General features: G+C 43.8%; 17 protein-coding genes. 12 read left to right on the top strand and 5 right to left on the bottom strand.

Going from position 1 to position 16,762, the window contains the following annotated elements; translation table 11 throughout:
* Nucleotides 1–33 precede the first annotated feature (33 nt).
* The 3 genes from AB6E78_RS08380 to AB6E78_RS08370 form a co-directional block, all read right to left on the bottom strand.
* Complete coding sequence (locus AB6E78_RS08380; protein WP_017059906.1) at nt 34–582, bottom strand: peptidylprolyl isomerase; 549 nt, start codon at nt 580–582, stop codon at nt 34–36.
* Nucleotides 582–1,151: a YajG family lipoprotein gene (locus AB6E78_RS08375; RefSeq protein WP_017059907.1), complete on the bottom strand. Its 570-nt coding sequence runs from the start codon at nt 1,149–1,151 to the stop codon at nt 582–584. The genes AB6E78_RS08380 and AB6E78_RS08375 overlap by 1 nt, the downstream gene beginning before the upstream one ends.
* Before the next feature lie 66 nt (nt 1,152–1,217).
* Nucleotides 1,218–2,369 carry a methyltransferase gene (locus AB6E78_RS08370; protein WP_136974112.1) on the bottom strand — a complete coding sequence of 384 codons (1,152 nt, stop codon included), beginning with the start codon at nt 2,367–2,369 and terminating at the stop codon, nt 1,218–1,220.
* A 174-nt stretch (nt 2,370–2,543) separates the two neighbouring features.
* Here AB6E78_RS08370 and bolA point away from each other — a divergent pair, with 174 nt between their 5' ends.
* The 9 genes from bolA (at nt 2,544) to nqrM (ending at nt 10,661) form a co-directional block, all read left to right on the top strand.
* Nucleotides 2,544–2,852, top strand: coding sequence for a transcriptional regulator BolA (gene bolA, locus AB6E78_RS08365; RefSeq protein WP_017059909.1), 309 nt, complete (start codon nt 2,544–2,546; stop codon nt 2,850–2,852).
* 519 nt (nt 2,853–3,371) lie between these two features.
* Nucleotides 3,372–4,712: a Na(+)-translocating NADH-quinone reductase subunit A gene (locus tag AB6E78_RS08360; protein ID WP_017080319.1), complete on the top strand. Its 1,341-nt coding sequence runs from the start codon at nt 3,372–3,374 to the stop codon at nt 4,710–4,712.
* A 5-nt stretch (nt 4,713–4,717) separates the two neighbouring features.
* A complete protein-coding gene (locus AB6E78_RS08355; RefSeq protein WP_017110204.1) occupies nt 4,718–5,962 on the top strand; it encodes an NADH:ubiquinone reductase (Na(+)-transporting) subunit B in 1,245 nt (414 codons plus the stop codon).
* The gene (locus AB6E78_RS08350) at nt 5,952–6,719 is read left to right on the top strand and encodes a Na(+)-translocating NADH-quinone reductase subunit C (protein WP_017059911.1); all 768 of its coding nucleotides are present in this window, start codon (nt 5,952–5,954) and stop codon (nt 6,717–6,719) included. Before AB6E78_RS08355 ends, AB6E78_RS08350 begins: the two co-directional genes overlap by 11 nt.
* A complete protein-coding gene (locus AB6E78_RS08345) occupies nt 6,719–7,351 on the top strand; it encodes an NADH:ubiquinone reductase (Na(+)-transporting) subunit D (RefSeq protein ID WP_008223083.1) in 633 nt (210 codons plus the stop codon). Before AB6E78_RS08350 ends, AB6E78_RS08345 begins: the two co-directional genes overlap by 1 nt.
* Nucleotides 7,352–7,358: 7 nt before the next feature.
* Entirely contained in the window at nt 7,359–7,955 is a 597-nt protein-coding gene (gene nqrE, locus AB6E78_RS08340) for an NADH:ubiquinone reductase (Na(+)-transporting) subunit E (RefSeq protein WP_009848375.1), read from the top strand.
* 29 nt (nt 7,956–7,984) lie between these two features.
* The gene (gene nqrF, locus AB6E78_RS08335; RefSeq protein ID WP_008223085.1) at nt 7,985–9,211 is read left to right on the top strand and encodes an NADH:ubiquinone reductase (Na(+)-transporting) subunit F; all 1,227 of its coding nucleotides are present in this window, start codon (nt 7,985–7,987) and stop codon (nt 9,209–9,211) included.
* Nucleotides 9,212–9,385: 174 nt separating this feature from the next.
* Nucleotides 9,386–10,390: an FAD:protein FMN transferase gene (locus AB6E78_RS08330; RefSeq protein WP_017059913.1), complete on the top strand. Its 1,005-nt coding sequence runs from the start codon at nt 9,386–9,388 to the stop codon at nt 10,388–10,390.
* A gap of 16 nt (nt 10,391–10,406) precedes the next feature.
* Nucleotides 10,407–10,661: a (Na+)-NQR maturation NqrM gene (gene nqrM, locus AB6E78_RS08325; RefSeq protein ID WP_009848378.1), complete on the top strand. Its 255-nt coding sequence runs from the start codon at nt 10,407–10,409 to the stop codon at nt 10,659–10,661.
* A 135-nt stretch (nt 10,662–10,796) separates the two neighbouring features.
* On the opposite strand, the gene AB6E78_RS08320 is transcribed toward nqrM, so the two are convergent.
* Complete coding sequence (locus AB6E78_RS08320) at nt 10,797–12,035, bottom strand: response regulator (protein WP_102333772.1); 1,239 nt, start codon at nt 12,033–12,035, stop codon at nt 10,797–10,799.
* A 164-nt stretch (nt 12,036–12,199) separates the two neighbouring features.
* Between AB6E78_RS08320 and dinB the strand changes: the two genes are divergently transcribed.
* Nucleotides 12,200–13,276, top strand: a complete 1,077-nt coding sequence (gene dinB, locus AB6E78_RS08315) for a DNA polymerase IV (RefSeq protein WP_372101237.1) — start codon at nt 12,200–12,202, stop codon at nt 13,274–13,276.
* A gap of 64 nt (nt 13,277–13,340) precedes the next feature.
* Here dinB and AB6E78_RS08310 read toward each other — a convergent pair whose 3' ends face one another.
* Nucleotides 13,341–15,275, bottom strand: a complete 1,935-nt coding sequence (locus AB6E78_RS08310; RefSeq protein ID WP_017059916.1) for an ATP-dependent DNA helicase RecQ — start codon at nt 15,273–15,275, stop codon at nt 13,341–13,343.
* A gap of 145 nt (nt 15,276–15,420) precedes the next feature.
* On the opposite strand from AB6E78_RS08310, the gene AB6E78_RS08305 reads away from it, so the two are divergent.
* Both AB6E78_RS08305 and AB6E78_RS08300 read left to right on the top strand, forming a co-directional pair.
* Nucleotides 15,421–15,894 (top strand): GreA/GreB family elongation factor, encoded by a 474-nt coding sequence (locus AB6E78_RS08305; protein WP_017059917.1) that lies wholly within the window; start codon nt 15,421–15,423, stop codon nt 15,892–15,894.
* A gap of 88 nt (nt 15,895–15,982) precedes the next feature.
* Nucleotides 15,983–16,759 (top strand): YggN family protein, encoded by a 777-nt coding sequence (locus AB6E78_RS08300; RefSeq protein WP_372132996.1) that lies wholly within the window; start codon nt 15,983–15,985, stop codon nt 16,757–16,759.
* Nucleotides 16,760–16,762: the final 3 nt, after the last annotated feature.

Here is a 16,762-nt window from a genome sequence, read left to right as displayed (position 1 = left end):
AACGCCCTTAAGAAATAAGGGCGTTAGATTGGATTACTTAAGAAGGGTCACTTTAGTGATGACGATTGGGTCAACTGGTATGTCTGACATGCGGCCCATTCGCTTGGTTGGAATCGTTGCCATCTTTTGAACAACATCAAAACCTTCAGTTACTTTGCCGAATACAGCGTAGCCTGGGTTGCTACCTTTTGCGTTCAAGAAGTCATTATCAGAGAAGTTAATGAAGAACTGACGAGTTGCAGAATCTGGCGCATTAGTACGAGCCATCGCGATTGTTGCTGTATCGTTCTTCAAGCCATTGCTGCCTTCATTCTTGATAGGAGCGTAAGTTGCTTGTTGATTCATCTCTTGATCGAAGCCGCCACCTTGAGCCATAAAGCCAGGAATAACACGGTGGAAGATAGTGCCTTCGTAGCTGCCGTCAGCAACGTATTTTAGGAAGTTCTCCGCACTAACCGGTGCTTGTTCTTGGTTAAGCTCAATAGTGAAGTCGCCTAATGTTGTTTCCACGTTTACTTTAGGACCAGCCCAAACGCTCACGCTCACTAGCATTAATGCGATAGAAGATAAAATACGACCCATTAGAAACGTTCCTTCATGTAAGTTTGTAGCTCTTGGTCGTTAGCGATCTCAGTAAGAACCAAGTTGATCACGTCATTAAGAACCATAGAGATGTCGTCGTTAGATGCACTCAATGCACCAGTGCGTGTTGCAGTGCCGTTGAATGTTTTAACTAGTTTGCCTTCAGGCGTTTCAGCGGTAACTTCAAGCGTTACTTTACCGTCCATTTTGTTTTCCATAATGGTGTGCTCTACGGTAACGAGTGCTTCTTGAATCTCTAAAACAATCGAGTTTTCACTGTTTACGCTCGCACGAAAACCTTGAGACTCTAACTGCTGTGCAACAGCATTTTCTAGAGAAATACGCATGTTTTGCTTAGCGTGAATTGGCTGAATGTTTGAACGGCCACTATCAACCAATGCAACATATTGAGCGGCACGAACATCTTTACTGGTTAGTGTGTATGTTTTGCCTTGTACAAGGTTGCTTGAGCTTAGTGAAGCTTCTGGCATTACATTGATCTGTTCTTGCTGAGGGGCTGAACATGCTGTCAAAGCCATAATAGAAGCAGCCAAAATCAGTTTTTTCATTCCTTTATCCTTTCTAAATTCACACCAGAAGCTCGGTATCTTAAATTCTTGTGAAGTCGTTTCTGCTTATTTATTAAAATTCGCAGGTTCTCTTGTTGCTTGTAATATCTCAAATTTTTGGTTTAGTTCAAGCGTTTCAACGTTAGCTTCACCAAATAGTCTTGCTAGTTTGACATCGTATCCGAGGTGTCGGTTGCCAATAACAATTAATTTGCCTCCATTGCTTAGAACATGCTTTGCATCACAGAACATTTGCCACGCAATGTGATCCGTAATCGCTTGTTGCTGATGGAATGGAGGATTACACATCACTAAGTAGGTGCTGTTTTTCTTGAAGCCATCTAAACAGTTGTTGGCGATGAACTGGAAGTTGCCTTCTTCACCAAGGTTATCCTTGACGTTTTGGCGCGCCGACTCCACCGCCATAAAGCTTTCATCCACACAGGTGATACGAGCTTGTGGGTTCAATTGCCCTGCTTTTACACTCAATACACCGTTGCCACAGCCTAGATCGATGATATGACGTAGCTCAGGATCTTGTGGGATGTGCTCTAGCATATAGCGAGCGCCTTGATCGAGTGCTTCCCCTGAGTAAACATTTGGTAAATTTTTCAGACGGATATCTTCACCGTCCACATCCCATTCAACAAAAGGCTCTACTGTTTGAATAGGCTGGCAGTTTGGAGACGAGAATACTAAGCGGTGTTTTTTCTTCGCTAGTGATGTTTTGGTTTCGCCTAGGTACTTTTCGAACAGGTTAAGCGTAGAAGTGTGAATCTCTTTTACCTTGTTGACGCCAATCACTTGGCAGCCTACAGGCAATGCTTGGCGTAGCTGGCTCAGTTGCCAGATTAGGTGACGATTTGTTTTTGGCAGCTGCATGATCACAAGGTCGATACCGTGTGGGATATCATCCATCGTGTTCAAGAAGTTCACTCGATTACTTTGATTGCGCTGCAAGTTTTTCAGGGCGCCACGGTGAGAGATAAATGAGTCGCTCATCATAGTGACATCATGATCTTTCGAGAACCAAGTCGATAGGGCACCGAAGCTGTCGTTCATGATCAGGATGTGTTTACCAGGTTCAAGGTTCATCTCTTCAACATGGCTAATAATGTATTCGTCGCCCGCATCCCAAGCTTGAAGGGTTTCATTTGAACGTTTCGGGAAACGATGTAAGGTCAAAGTTCTGTCGTGAAGGGTAAGTTCGGTTTTCATTGCTTGAGATACTTATGTAAGAAATAACAAAGATATTGTCTCAAATGCAGGCTGAACAAGATAGAAAAAACTCAACCAAACCTATGCCATTCGCTATGAAATACTCAGACACTCGACCTGTTAGGGTTTATACTCAGCCCACGGATAATGCCAATACGTTATTAAGGAATCACAATGATCCAAGAAGTTATCGAAACAAAATTGCACAATGAGTTTTCACCAAGTCATTTAAACGTGGTCAATGAGAGCTATATGCACAATGTTCCGGCTGGTTCTGAGAGTCATTTCAAAGTGATTGTTGTCAGCGATGTGTTTGAAGGTTTGCGTCTTATTGCTCGTCATCGAGCGGTAAATAAGGCACTTTCAGAAGAGTTAGCCAATAATATCCACGCACTGTCTATTCACACTTATACAAAAGATGAATGGATGAAGCAGCTAGATAGCGTGCCAGACAGTCCAATGTGTATGGGTGGCGGAAAGTAAGAAGGCCTATATACAGAGAAAAGCGCCATGGCGCTTTTTTTGTCGTCAAACGTATGTATTTTTCGTTCTTATATCACCCAAACTGATGTCAAATTGAACGAGCTCAAATACCTACAATGAGTAATGTTTTTATTAACAGTGTTTCAACATAACTAGTAAAATATTAGTTTGTGACAGAGTATTAATCTCTTGTTTAAAACACGTTTCAAAAGCCATTTTATCTGTGCGGCTCGTCAAATTTATACATATTTGAGAGTCCATATGCTTCAAATCTCACCAAATAAAGGCCGTATTCAAGTTATTGGTCATGGCATCAAGTTGTCAAAAAATGCTAGAATACGGCACCTGATAAATCTCACATAATATTTGTGATGAGTTTATTAATGTAATGTTGCGATTTTGGTATCTCAAATTTACCAAAACCGGACACTGTAATGTCGTGTCTAAGGGCGATTTTAAAACGTCCCGAATTTACGCAATTAAAAGAATCTTTTTCCCGATAAAGTAGTGCAAGTGCGTATGATTACAATAAAGAAGGGTTTGGATCTTCCTATCGCAGGAACTCCATCCCAGGTGATTAATGATGGTAAGTCCATCACTAAAGTCGCCTTGCTTGGCGAAGAGTACGTTGGTATGCGTCCTACGATGCATGCTCGCGTTGGTGATGAAGTGAAGAAAGGCCAAGTTCTTTTTGCAGATAAAAAGAACCCAGGTGTTGTATTTACTTCTCCAGCAAGCGGTAAAGTTATTGAAGTGAACCGTGGTGCTAAGCGTGTTCTTCAATCAGTAGTGATTGAAGTAGCAGGCAATGAGCAAATCACGTTCAATAGCTATGAAGCTAACCAACTAGTAGGCCTTGACCGTGAAACGGTTAAAGCTCAATTAGTTGAGTCTGGCGCATGGACCGCTTTGCGAACTCGTCCGTTCAGCAAGGTTCCAGCAGTTGATTCTGAAACTCAGGCTATTTTTGTTACTGCTATGGATACTAATCCGCTAGCAGCTGAGCCAGAATTAATCATTAACGAGCAGTCTGATGCTTTCGTTGCTGGTTTAGATCTTCTTTCAACTCTGACTAACGGTAAAGTGTACGTTTGTAAAAAAGGTACTAGCTTACCTCGTTCAGCTCAGTCTAACGTTGAAGAACATGTTTTTGATGGCCCACACCCTGCAGGTCTTGCAGGCACGCATATGCATTACCTGTATCCGGTAAATGCACAAAATGTAGCGTGGAGCATTAACTACCAAGACGTGATCGCATTCGGTAAGCTTTTCCTTACTGGTGAGATTTACTCTGAGCGCGTTGTTTCTCTGGCTGGTCCAGTAGTTAACAACCCTCGTCTAGTTCGTACTCAAATTGGTGCTAGCCTTGAAGAGTTGACGGACAGCGAGTTGATGCCAGGTGAAGTTCGCCTGATCTCAGGTTCAGTGCTATCTGGTGTTCACGCTTCAGGTCCACATGCTTACCTTGGCCGTTACCATCAACAAGTTTCGGTTCTTCGTGAAGGTCGTGATAAAGAGCTATTCGGCTGGGCTATGCCTGGTAAGAACAAGTTCTCTGTTACTCGTTCATTCCTTGGTCACGTGTTTAAAGGTCAGTTGTTCAACATGACAACGACAACGAACGGTAGTGATCGCTCTATGGTTCCAATTGGTAACTACGAGAAAGTAATGCCATTAGATATGGAGCCTACTTTGCTGCTTCGCGATCTATGCGCTGGCGACGTTGATAGTGCACAAGCACTTGGTGCGCTAGAGCTAGATGAAGAAGATTTAGCACTGTGTACCTTTGTATGTCCTGGTAAGTACGAGTACGGTCAGTTACTTCGTGAATGCCTAGATACAATTGTGAAGGAAGGGTAATTTTCATGGGCCTTAAAAAGTTTATTGAAGACATCGAGCATCATTTTGAACCAGGTGGTAAACACGAAACGTGGTTTGCGCTTTACGAAGCAGCAGCAACACTTTTCTACACACCAGGTACTGTTACAAAGAAAAGCTCGCATGTCCGTGATAGCGTTGATTTAAAACGTATCATGATCATGGTTTGGCTTGCGGTATTCCCAGCAATGTTCTGGGGTATGTACAACGCAGGTGGTCAGGCTATCGCAGCACTAAACCACATGTATTCAGGTGCAGAACTAGTTTCTATCATTGATGGTAACTGGCATTACTGGCTAACCGAAATGCTTGGCGCCTCCTTAGGGGCCGATGCAGGTTGGGGCAGTAAGATGCTCTTGGGTGCGACTTACTTCTTACCTATCTACGCAACGGTATTTATCGTTGGTGGTTTCTGGGAAGTACTGTTCTGTATGGTGCGTAAGCACGAAGTCAACGAAGGTTTCTTTGTTACTTCTATTTTATTTGCGCTTATCGTTCCGCCAACGCTTCCTCTATGGCAAGCAGCACTAGGTATTACCTTTGGTGTTGTTGTTGCGAAAGAGATCTTCGGTGGTACGGGTCGTAACTTCTTGAACCCTGCTCTTGCTGGTCGTGCGTTCCTGTTCTTTGCATACCCTGCACAGATTTCAGGTGACGTAGTTTGGACTGCTGCAGATGGCTTCTCTGGTGCAACTGCTCTTAGCCAATGGGCTCAAGGCGGCGGTAGTGCACTAATGAACGTAACATCAGGTGAAGCAATCACTTGGATGGACGCATTCATTGGTAACATTCCAGGTTCTATCGGTGAAGTTTCAACGCTTGCACTTATGATTGGTGCAGCAATGATTGTTTACATGGGCATTGCTTCATGGCGCATCATTGCGGGTGTAATGATCGGTATGATTGCTGTGTCTACGCTGTTTAACGTGATCGGTTCTGATACTAACGCAATGTTCAGCATGCCTTGGCACTGGCACCTAGTTCTAGGTGGCTTCGCATTCGGTATGTTCTTCATGGCGACTGACCCAGTATCAGCTTCATTTACCAACAAAGGTAAGTGGTGGTACGGCATCCTAATCGGCGCAATGTGTGTAATGATTCGTGTAGTTAACCCTGCATACCCAGAAGGCATGATGCTTGCGATTCTATTCGCAAACCTATTTGCTCCTCTGTTTGACCACGTTGTAATCGAGAAGAACATTAAGCGGAGACTAGCGCGCTATGGCAAGTAATAACGATAGCATTAAAAAGACGCTGTTTGTTGTTATCGCATTGAGCCTAGTGTGCTCAATCATCGTTTCAACAGCTGCAGTTGTTCTTAAACCTAAGCAACAAGCTAACGCGGTTCTAGATCAGCAAACTAAGATCCTTGAAGTTGCGGGCATTGAACTTGCGGGTAATATCCCTGAACTGTACGCAGAGAACATTGAACCTCGTCTAGTTGATTTCGCTACTGGCGATTTCGTTGACGGCGATGCTGCTGCATACGACCAACGTAAAGCGGCAAAAGATCCAGCTCAGTCAATCAAGCTTTCAGCTGAAGATGACATCGCTAAGATCCTTCGTCGTGCTAACACGGGTACTGTATACCTTGTGAAAGATGGCGCTGAAACTTCTAAAGTTATCATCCCTGTTCACGGTAACGGTCTATGGTCAATGATGTACGCATTCGTTGCGGTAGAAACTGATGGCAACACAGTTTCTGGTATCACTTACTACGAGCAAGGTGAAACTCCTGGACTTGGTGGTGAAGTTGAGAACCCATCTTGGCGCGCTCAATTCGTTGGTAAGAAATTATTCGACGAAAACCACAAACCTGCTATTCAGGTTGTTAAAGGTGGCGCTCCTCAAGGTTCTGAGCACGGTGTAGATGGCCTTTCTGGTGCAACACTGACTAGCGTTGGTGTTCAACATACATTTGACTTCTGGTTAGGTGATATGGGCTTTGGTCCGTTCCTAGCAAAAGTTCGTGACGGAGGTCTGAACTAATGTCTAGTGCAAAAGAAATTAAAAAGAGCATCTTAGCGCCGGTGTTGGACAACAACCCAATCGCGCTACAGGTTCTTGGTGTGTGTTCTGCTCTTGCGGTAACCACTAAGCTAGAAACAGCATTTGTTATGACTATCGCGGTAATGTTCGTTACTGCTCTGTCTAACTTCTTCGTTTCTTTGATCCGTAACCACATTCCTAACAGTGTGCGTATCATCGTTCAGATGGCAATTATCGCATCACTAGTAATCGTGGTAGACCAAGTGCTTAAAGCATACCTATACGATATCTCTAAGCAGCTATCTGTATTCGTAGGCCTAATCATTACTAACTGTATTGTAATGGGTCGTGCTGAAGCATTCGCAATGAAGTCTGCGCCAATCCCATCTCTAATCGATGGTCTTGGTAACGGTCTTGGTTACGGTTTCGTTCTTATCACTGTTGGTTTCTTCCGTGAGCTTCTAGGCTCTGGCAAACTATTTGGTATGGAAGTACTACCTCTAGTGAGCAACGGTGGTTGGTATCAGCCAAACGGCTTGATGCTTCTAGCACCTTCTGCATTCTTCCTAATTGGTTTCTTGATTTGGGCAATTCGTGTGTTCAAACCAGAACAAGTAGAAGCGAAGGGGTAAGGTAGTCATGGAACATTATATTAGTCTGCTAGTTAAATCGATTTTCATCGAAAACATGGCGCTTTCTTTCTTCCTAGGTATGTGTACATTCCTAGCGGTATCTAAGAAAGTTAAAACTTCTTTTGGTCTTGGTGTTGCGGTAGTTGTAGTACTTACAATCGCTGTTCCTGTAAACAACCTTGTTTACACACACATCCTGAAAGAAAACGCGCTTGTTGAAGGTGTCGATTTAAGTTTCCTTAACTTCATCGCATTCATCGGTGTTATCGCGGCACTTGTACAAATCCTAGAGATGGTTCTAGACCGTTTCTTCCCACCTTTGTACAACGCACTAGGTATCTTCCTTCCACTGATCACAGTTAACTGTGCAATCTTTGGTGGTGTATCTTTCATGGTAACTCGTGACTACAACTTTGCTGAATCTGTTGTTTACGGCTTCGGTTCTGGTGTGGGTTGGATGTTAGCTATCGTTGCTCTTGCGGGTATCCGTGAGAAGATGAAGTACTCTGACGTACCTCCAGGTCTACGTGGCCTTGGTATCACGTTCATTACTGTTGGTCTGATGGCGTTAGGCTTTATGTCTTTCTCTGGTGTTCAACTGTAGGGTAAGCACCCAGTAATAAGGAATAACAAATGCAAAGCATTATTCTTGGCGTAGCGATGTTTACCATTATTGTATTGGCTCTAGTACTAGTGATTCTTTTCGCTAAGTCTAAGCTGGTACCATCAGGTGACATCACTATTTCAGTAAACGGCGACCCTGAAAAGGCGATCGTTACTCAACCTGGTAGCAAGCTACTTGGCGCCCTAGCTGGCGCTGGTATTTTCGTATCTTCTGCTTGTGGTGGCGGTGGCTCTTGTGGTCAGTGTCGTGTAAAAGTTAAGTCTGGTGGTGGCGACATCCTTCCAACTGAACTTGATCACATCACAAAAGGTGAAGCTCGCGAAGGCGAACGTCTTGCATGTCAAGTTGCTATGAAAACTGACATGGAGATTGAACTAGACGAAGATATCTTTGGTGTTAAAAAGTGGGAATGTACTGTTATCTCGAATAACAATGAAGCTACTTTCATCAAAGAACTTGCGCTAGCAATCCCTGAAGGTGAAGAAGTACCGTTCCGCGCGGGTGGTTACATTCAGATTGAAGCTGAACCACATCACGTGAAATACGCAGATTACGATATTCCTGAGGAATACCGTGGTGACTGGGATAAGTTCAACCTATTCCGTTACGAGTCTATCGTTAAAGAACATTCAATCCGTGCTTACTCAATGGCTTCATACCCAGAAGAGAAAGGTATCATCAAGTTGAACGTTCGTATCGCGACTCCGCCGCCAAACAACCCTGATGTTGCTCCTGGTGTGATGTCTTCATACATCTGGTCTCTTAAAGAAGGCGACAAGTGTACTATTTCTGGTCCATTTGGTGAGTTCTTTGCTAAAGACACAGACAATGAAATGGTATTCATCGGTGGTGGTGCAGGTATGGCGCCTATGCGTTCTCATATCTTCGACCAACTTAAGCGTCTTAAGTCTACTCGTAAGATGTCTTACTGGTATGGCGCACGTTCTAAGCGTGAGATGTTCTACATTGAAGATTTCGATGGCCTAGCGGCTGCAAACGAAAACTTCGTGTGGCACTGTGCACTGTCTGATCCTCAACCAGAGGACAACTGGGACGGTTACACTGGTTTCATCCACAATGTACTGTACGAAAACTACCTGAAGGATCACGAAGCTCCTGAAGATTGTGAGTACTACATGTGTGGTCCACCGATGATGAACGCTGCTGTTATCGGCATGCTGAAAGATCTTGGTGTAGAAGATGAAAACATCCTACTAGATGACTTCGGTGGTTAATCCACTTAAGTGATTGATATTATGGCTGACTCCTACGAGTCAGCCATTTGTTTTTCTAAGACAGCTTTTGACAACATACTGGCTTATATAAGAAAGAGTAAGGCATTCAAAATACCTATTTTTTACTCTTATTTTTCCTTATATGAATCCTCAACATTAGACAGGAGTAAGCAAGTGAGAATTTGGCTTGTTGCATTAACTTCTTTGATTTTTCTTGCGGGCTGTGAGCAGTCAAGAGAGCAAGTGCATTTGAGTGGCCCAACGATGGGCACGAGTTACAATATTAAATACATCAATGGTGATGAATTTCCTGAGTCTAATGAAGTTCATACAGAGATCGATCGTCTACTTGAAGAAGTAAACGACCAGATGTCGACTTACCGTGAAGATTCCGAATTAAGCCGTTTCAACCAGCATAAAGGTGCGGATGCGTTCGAAGTATCTGAGCAAACAGCGACGGTTGTGAAAGAAGCGATTCGTTTGAACGGTCTTACTGAAGGAGCTCTGGATGTAACGGTTGGTCCGTTAGTTAACTTATGGGGTTTTGGTCCTGAAGCTCGTCCTGAAGTTGTGCCATCAGATGAAGAGCTGGCGGCTCGCAAGGCTAAGATTGGTATCCATCATCTTAGTGTTGAAGGCAACATGTTGAAGAAAGACCTACCTAACCTGTATGTCGATCTATCCACGATTGCAAAAGGTTGGGGTGTTGACGTCGTCGCTGACTACCTTGATTCTATCGGTATTCACAACTACATGGTTGAAGTCGGTGGCGAAATTCGTCTGAAAGGTTTAAACCGTGAGAACGTGGGCTGGCGTATCGCGATTGAGAAACCAAGCGTTGATGAGCGTAATATCCAAGAGATCATCGAGCCGGGTGATATGGCTATCGCAACCTCTGGTGATTACCGTAACTATTTTGAACGTGATGGTGTTCGTTACTCACACATCATCAACCCTGAAACAGGAAAGCCTCTTCACCATAAAGTGGTTTCTGTGACTGTTTTAAACCCGTCTTCAATGACTGCAGACGGCTTATCTACGGGCCTTATGGTCTTAGGTGAGGAAAAAGGAATGGAAGTCGCAAACCAACATAACATCCCAGTGTTCATGGTGGTAAAAACAGCAGATGGCTTTAAAGAAATTGCTTCTGAAGCATTTAAGCCATACTTAGGTAAATAAGGTAAGCGAGATAATTATGAATACATTTCTGATTACATTTGGTGTTTTTCTTGCAGTAATCGCAGCGATGTCAATTGGCTACATTATCCAAAAGAAAGTTGTGAAAGGTAGCTGTGGCGGTTTGGGTGCTGTTGGTATTGATAAAGTATGTAACTGCCCTGAACCTTGTGACGCGCGTAAGAAGCGTGAAGCACGTGAAGCTTACCGTGAAGAGAAGCTGGCTGAGCGTCAACAAAAAGAAGCGGCTTGGAGTAAAGACCGTATCGCTTAATTGGTGACAGTCATAGGGGATAGAGTTATCTATGCCCTCAAATTGAAAAGCTCAAGATTATCGTCTTGAGCTTTTTTAGTTTTGAGGTCTAGCAATTAATCTTGGTATACCAAAAATGGAAACAGAGGCGAATGACTATTGTTCGATTTGCATGCTGTTACGCGCAAACACTAGTTGGTTTCTACCTTGCTCTTTTGCCGTATAAAGAAGCTCATCAGCGGCTTTGATCTGCTCATCTAGCTTCGCGTCTAAATCGGTTACGCCGATACTGATACTGACCTTGATTCTTTGAGAGTCATGCTCAACAACATGGCTTTCAATGGCTTCTCTCATGGACTCTAAGTTGTCAACAAAGCTCTCAAACGAACCACACGACTGAATACAAAATTCTTCGCCACCGAAGCGTACAGCAACATCATCTTTAAAATGGTCTTTGATGATCTTGCCGACTTCCACGAGGACTGCATCACCACCATCGTGACCGTAGGTGTCGTTCACTTTCTTGAAGAAGTCGATATCCATCATGGCTATACTGCGCTGCTCACAACCTTTACATGTTTGATTGAACAGGTAACGACGGTTCCATAAGCCAGTAAGAGCATCCTCGTTGGCATGTCGAAATAGCTCGTTGGCCGCTTCTTTCATATCAAGCAGTTGATGGATACGGCAAAAAAATTCTTCTTGGTTAAAAGGCTTGTAAAGGAAGTCGTTAGCCCCCGCTTTAAGGAATCGAGCTGTCATGGTGCGATCATCGCTGCCTGATAACCCTAGAATAGCCAACTGGTTTCTGTCGTGATCGCGTCGTATCTCACGGATCATCGCTATACCGTCTTTCTTCGGCATATCATGGTCTGTAACAACGAACGTAATATCGGGATCGTTATGAAGGAGCTTTAATGCTTGTTCGCCATCTTCGGCTTGGATAGTTTGGATATATTGGTGTTCTAGAAGTTGAGCTATGTAACGGCGAACGACCGCTGAATCATCGACAACCAATGCTTTGTGATGGCGATTATTCGAAATTCTTTGAACCAGGGGAAGTAGGTAGCTTACTGATGACATACTGTCTTTAAGTATGTAATCGATAACGCCTTTGGCTAGGACTTGCTCTCGCAGTTGATTGTCGAACATCCCGGTCAGGACAATGATTTTCTGTTGATAGCCTAAGACGAGATCAATGATCTCGCCGTCTTGGCCGTCAGGTAAACAGTAGTCGAGGACTGCACACAAGAAATCCGTTTCTTGCTCTAAGATCGCTTTGGCTTCTTCTACAGATTCCGCCAACGCAACTTCATAGCCATCGTTCTTAAATTGTTGGTAAAGATAGTTTCTGAATGCGCGACTATCCTCTACCACTAGTATTTTTTCACTCAAAAGCTATCCCTACTTATAGACTAAATACTCGTTAACAATAGTATCAGAAGAGCTCATGGCTATTGAAGAGAAACCTCTTTAGCTGGACTCGAGATCGTTTTAAATCTGATAATAATTGGATTATACTGTTTATAGATACAGTTGTAAGGTCGAGTGATTCCTAGATGTGTAGTGCGGGTGAAGAGAAAGTAAGAAAAATAATTCATGTTGATATGGATTGTTTTTACGCTGCTGTAGAAATGCGTGATAACCCTGCTTACCGAAATCGCCCGTTAGCTGTTGGTGGGCATGAAAAGCAACGTGGTGTTTTGAGTACCTGTAATTACGAAGCCCGCAAGTTTGGTGTTCGCTCTGCAATGCCGACCGGAAAAGCCCTGCAGCTTTGTCCTAATCTATTGGTTGTGCCGGGAAGAATGTCGGTCTATGTCGAGATATCTAAAAAGATCCGTGAAATCTTCTCTCGATACACATCAATCATTGAACCACTTTCCTTGGATGAAGCTTTCCTTGATGTCACCGATTCTAAGCGGTGTCACGGTTCAGCAACACTTATTGCCGAGTCTATTCGCCGTGATATTTGGAACGAACTGAACCTGACAGCTTCTGCAGGAATTGCACCGATTAAATTCTTGGCGAAAGTGGCCTCAGATCTGAATAAGCCCAATGGTCAGTTTGTTATCCCTCCACAAGACGTGCAATCAGTGATCGATGAGCTACCACTTGAAAAGATTCCCGGTGTCGGCAAAGTGAGCATAGAAAAGCTGCACCAAGCGGGTTTCTTTACTTGTAAGGATATCAAAGAGTCTGACTATCGAGACCTGCTACTCAAGTTTGGCCGTCAAGGTGCATCACTCTGGAAGCGCAGTCATGGCATTGATGATCGAGAAGTTATCATCGAGCGCGAGCGAAAATCGGTAGGTGTAGAGCGCACCTTTACCCAAAACATTTCAAGCTACGCAGAATGTTGGCAGGTAATCGAAGATAAGCTATTTCCTGAACTCGAGACTCGCTTAGAAAAGGCTAGCCCAAGCAAAGCGATCATCAAGCAGGGCATTAAGCTCAAGTTCGCCGACTTTCAACAAACCACGATTGAACACATCCATGCCTCTCTCGATCGTGAACACTTCAAAGAGCTGCTTAGTGAAATACTGAAAAGACAACAGGGGCGAGAAATACGCCTGCTTGGTTTAAGCGTAATGCTGCAACCTAAAGACCAAATGCGTCAGTTGAGCTTCTTTTAAAGATAATGAGTGAGATGAATACCGACTACGCTTCATAGCCTAGTCGGTTTTTTATAAGTAAGAATTACCTAGGAAGTTGTTTTACTCGCGCTAAGGTATCACTGAACGGTTGCTGCTCTAGCTTGCCGTAACCGACCATTTTACTGGCTTTGAGTTTGGTTGAAAGCGGGGTGGCGATTCCACATAAGAAGCGAGTAATTGCCTCGTCGGTAATCAGTTGTTGGCTAGCCGAAATAAACTCATGTATCCATGTCATCACCGTCTCATCATCGATAGGTTCAACATCAACGGTTGGTAAGATTGCCACTTCTCCTCGACATACAGAGCAGTGACCGCAGTTTGTTGGTGCTTTATCATCGGCAAAATAACTCGCAAGGCGTGAGCTTAGGCAAGTATCCGCCTCAAAGAAATTCAGCATTTGGTTAAGGCGGTTTATCTCGCTGTTTTCTTTTGCTTTAAACAACTCAGTTAGACGCTCTGACAGTTGCATCATATCTTCAGAAGTATTGTGGATCGCGTAGACATCGGTGATCTGCTTGCTTTCTAGTTCAATCCAACCTTGTTCATTGAAGTAGTCGATAGCCGCAATCACACGCTGACGATCGGCTTGGAAGTGTGTCCAAAGCGCATCGAAGTCGACTTGGCACCACACTCTTGCTTGAGGAGAGCATTGGAAAATCGCTTCGACAAATTGACGGCGTTCACTTTGAAATTGCTCTGTGATCTGCTGTTTCGGACGAATGAACTTAAATTTGTAGTCTGCGAAGTAGCTGTACTTGGGCTCAATCACACCTTCAATTTCGAGATACACCAGTAGTGTTTTTAGCGGTAACTGACGAATGTTGGATTCACGTGATAGTTGATTAAGCATGATCTCCCATTGATTCGAGCCAGAAGCGCCAATGTTTTGATTTTCGTAGATCTCTTTTAATACCGCTTGGATCGATATGTTGTCTGGCGTATCACCAAAAACGAAGTTCTCGAGTGTGCTTAAACCGTGTTTGTTAGCCAGTAAAATACATTCAGACGCTTGCCCATCTCGACCAGCTCTGCCGATCTCTTGTGAGTAGTTTTCGATCGATTTTGGTAAGTCAAAGTGAATCACTCGGCGAATGTTGGACTTATCCACGCCCATACCAAACGCGATAGTTGCGACGATACAGCTCACGTCATCATTCATGAATTGGTGTTGAATAGCATCTCTATTTTCAGGCTTAAGACCCGCATGGTAAGCCACTGCATTAACGCCAGCATTGCGAAGCTGCTGAGCCACCATCTCTGCCGTTTGTTGAAGGGTGACATAAACAATAGTCGGAGCGAGAGAAGCTTGGTTAACCACATTGCACAAGGTTTCTAGCTTACTGGTTTGTTCACAAGGTTGAATCGACAGATCGAGATTTTGACGATAGAAACCCGTAACCACAACGCGCTCCTCATCAATTTCAAACTTTGACTTCATATCTTGGATAACCGCTGTAGTCGCAGTGGCTGTCAGTAGTAGAACCTGAGGAATATTGAGCTGTTTTTGGTATTGAGGAAGCTTCAGGTAGTCGGGTCTGAAGTTGTGTCCCCATTCTGAAATACAGTGCGCTTCATCGACCACAAGCAGTGAGATCGACACTTGGGAGATAAACTGACGAAAGCGTTCGTTCTTCAAGCGCTCGACGGAGATCATGAGGATCTTGGTGTCACCGTTACGCACTGACTGCATAACCTGTTGTGTGGTTTGTCGGTCTTGGCTTGATTCGATTGCCGCTGCGCTAATGCCTTTACTGTGCAGGAAAGCGAGTTGGTCTTTCATCAAGGCTAACAGTGGCGATATCACCAAGGTTAAGTGCGGTAACTCTAATGCTGGTAATTGATAGCACAGCGATTTACCTGAGCCTGTCGGGAATATCGCGGCAGTCGAGTGACCAGATAGAACGTTATCAATGACTTGCTTTTGCCCATTGCGCAGTGAGTCGAATCCGAATACTTGTTTTAGCTTCTGCTCAATCATTTATGTTCTACCTGAGTTATTAAGTGTCGTATTGATGCTAAAGCGGGCGCCTATTCATGATAGCGTCGCTTGATGAATCAAATGTCTTGCACCTGATTGTACCTAATTCTATTCTGTAGCTCCTATAGAAAAGCACCCCAATAGTATGAATAAGTCTGAGCTTCGCCAAATAATCATAGAGCAACTTGAATCCCGATTACGTATCGCACAATCTGCGACTCAGCGTGCGATTGATGCTGCGACCGATGAAGAGACTGTGCCTGAACATAAGTACGATACATTGGCATTAGAAGCTTCGTATCTCGCCCATGGTCAAGCGGTGAGGGTACAAGAGTGTGAAGACGATATTCAGTGTTATCGTAACTTAGTGTTGCGTGATAGTGAGAAGGTTACGGTGAGCAGTTACGTTGTGGTCATTGACGAGCATGATCAATATAAACATTTCTTTATGGGGCCGAGAGTCGGCGGACTTTCTGTCACGTGGAATGAGAATGAGATTGCCATCGTGACGGCAAATGCACCTTTTGGCCAGGCTCTAATGGGTAAAGAAGTTGGTGATGAGATTGAGTTTAAGGTCGCAGATAAACAGTTTTGCTACGAAGTTATCTCTATCGACTAACTAACTGACTAATAGATATAAAACGTTTCTCTGACAAAGGAGCATATACCAAGGGTATAGTAATCTGTCAGATTGATGAGAGGATGTTATGAAAAGCAATGTATTTATGAAAAACAGTGTATTAATTGCATCGTTAACAGCGGCGATCTCTGTTGTGAGCTTGCCAACGTTTGCTGCTCAGTGTCGAGTTGATTTGAAGAATGAACTACGAATTGATGACCAAAAAGTCGAAATCCATCAAGTGAATGGTGATACGGCCGTTTTTGATGATAACAACGACCTCTATATTCATGGTGAGAAGGTTGAGCTTGATGCCGACCAACAAGCGGCGATTGAGAAATATCGCGAAAACATGAGTGAGTACTTACCTCGAGCGAAACAAATGGCCAACGATAGCTTAGCGTTAGCCAATGACGTGATTGATGATATCGCGGCTAGCCTGGATTCACCTGAGTCATTTGATAATGTAAAAGAATCAATGAAAACCTACTTTGCAGAACTGGAAGCGCGTTATTACAAAGATGGCGAATTAGTGTTGCCTGCAGAAAGCTTTGATTCGATGGCCAATGGCTGGTCTGAAGATTTCGAGAAGGCGAAAGAAATCTTTAACCAAGAATTTATCTCTAGCGCTTTTAATGCGATGTCAGAAAAAATGAAACAAGACGGTGGCCTAAACCTGACTGAACTGGCTGACAGTATGGCTGAATTAAAGCTGAAAGTTGAAGAGCGAATGAAAGAACACTCTCAACAAGTACAAGAAGAAGCGAATGAGTTCTGTGATTCACTTGATGAGATGGCAGAACAAGAGCAAGAACTGCATGAAATCATTCCGAACTTAAAAGATTACCAAGTCTTCACAATTTAATTC

Source organism: Vibrio sp. 10N.247.310.98 (assembly GCF_041467395.1).
In the GTDB taxonomy this organism is placed as follows: domain Bacteria; phylum Pseudomonadota; class Gammaproteobacteria; order Enterobacterales; family Vibrionaceae; genus Vibrio; species Vibrio crassostreae_C.
Note: the sequence above shows the minus strand (reverse complement) of the source record. Positions and strands in the feature narration are given on the sequence as shown.

What these genes read in the sequence shown, in the direction of transcription:
- AB6E78_RS08380 (WP_017059906.1), bottom strand. Translation starts at nt 582, where the DNA reads ATGGGTCGTATTTTATCTTCTATCGCATTAATGCTAGTGAGCGTGAGC.
- AB6E78_RS08355 (WP_017110204.1), top strand. Translation starts at nt 4,718, where the DNA reads ATGGGCCTTAAAAAGTTTATTGAAGACATCGAGCATCATTTTGAACCA.
- AB6E78_RS08345 (WP_008223083.1), top strand. Translation starts at nt 6,719, where the DNA reads ATGTCTAGTGCAAAAGAAATTAAAAAGAGCATCTTAGCGCCGGTGTTG.
- nqrF (WP_008223085.1), top strand. Translation starts at nt 7,985, where the DNA reads ATGCAAAGCATTATTCTTGGCGTAGCGATGTTTACCATTATTGTATTG.
- AB6E78_RS08370 (WP_136974112.1), bottom strand. Translation starts at nt 2,369, where the DNA reads ATGAAAACCGAACTTACCCTTCACGACAGAACTTTGACCTTACATCGT.
- AB6E78_RS08360 (WP_017080319.1), top strand. Translation starts at nt 3,372, where the DNA reads ATGATTACAATAAAGAAGGGTTTGGATCTTCCTATCGCAGGAACTCCA.
- nqrM (WP_009848378.1), top strand. Translation starts at nt 10,407, where the DNA reads ATGAATACATTTCTGATTACATTTGGTGTTTTTCTTGCAGTAATCGCA.
- nqrE (WP_009848375.1), top strand. Translation starts at nt 7,359, where the DNA reads ATGGAACATTATATTAGTCTGCTAGTTAAATCGATTTTCATCGAAAAC.
- dinB (WP_372101237.1), top strand. Translation starts at nt 12,200, where the DNA reads ATGTGTAGTGCGGGTGAAGAGAAAGTAAGAAAAATAATTCATGTTGAT.
- AB6E78_RS08300 (WP_372132996.1), top strand. Translation starts at nt 15,983, where the DNA reads ATGAAAAGCAATGTATTTATGAAAAACAGTGTATTAATTGCATCGTTA.
- AB6E78_RS08305 (WP_017059917.1), top strand. Translation starts at nt 15,421, where the DNA reads ATGAATAAGTCTGAGCTTCGCCAAATAATCATAGAGCAACTTGAATCC.
- bolA (WP_017059909.1), top strand. Translation starts at nt 2,544, where the DNA reads ATGATCCAAGAAGTTATCGAAACAAAATTGCACAATGAGTTTTCACCA.
- AB6E78_RS08375 (WP_017059907.1), bottom strand. Translation starts at nt 1,151, where the DNA reads ATGAAAAAACTGATTTTGGCTGCTTCTATTATGGCTTTGACAGCATGT.
- AB6E78_RS08350 (WP_017059911.1), top strand. Translation starts at nt 5,952, where the DNA reads ATGGCAAGTAATAACGATAGCATTAAAAAGACGCTGTTTGTTGTTATC.
- AB6E78_RS08310 (WP_017059916.1), bottom strand. Translation starts at nt 15,275, where the DNA reads ATGATTGAGCAGAAGCTAAAACAAGTATTCGGATTCGACTCACTGCGC.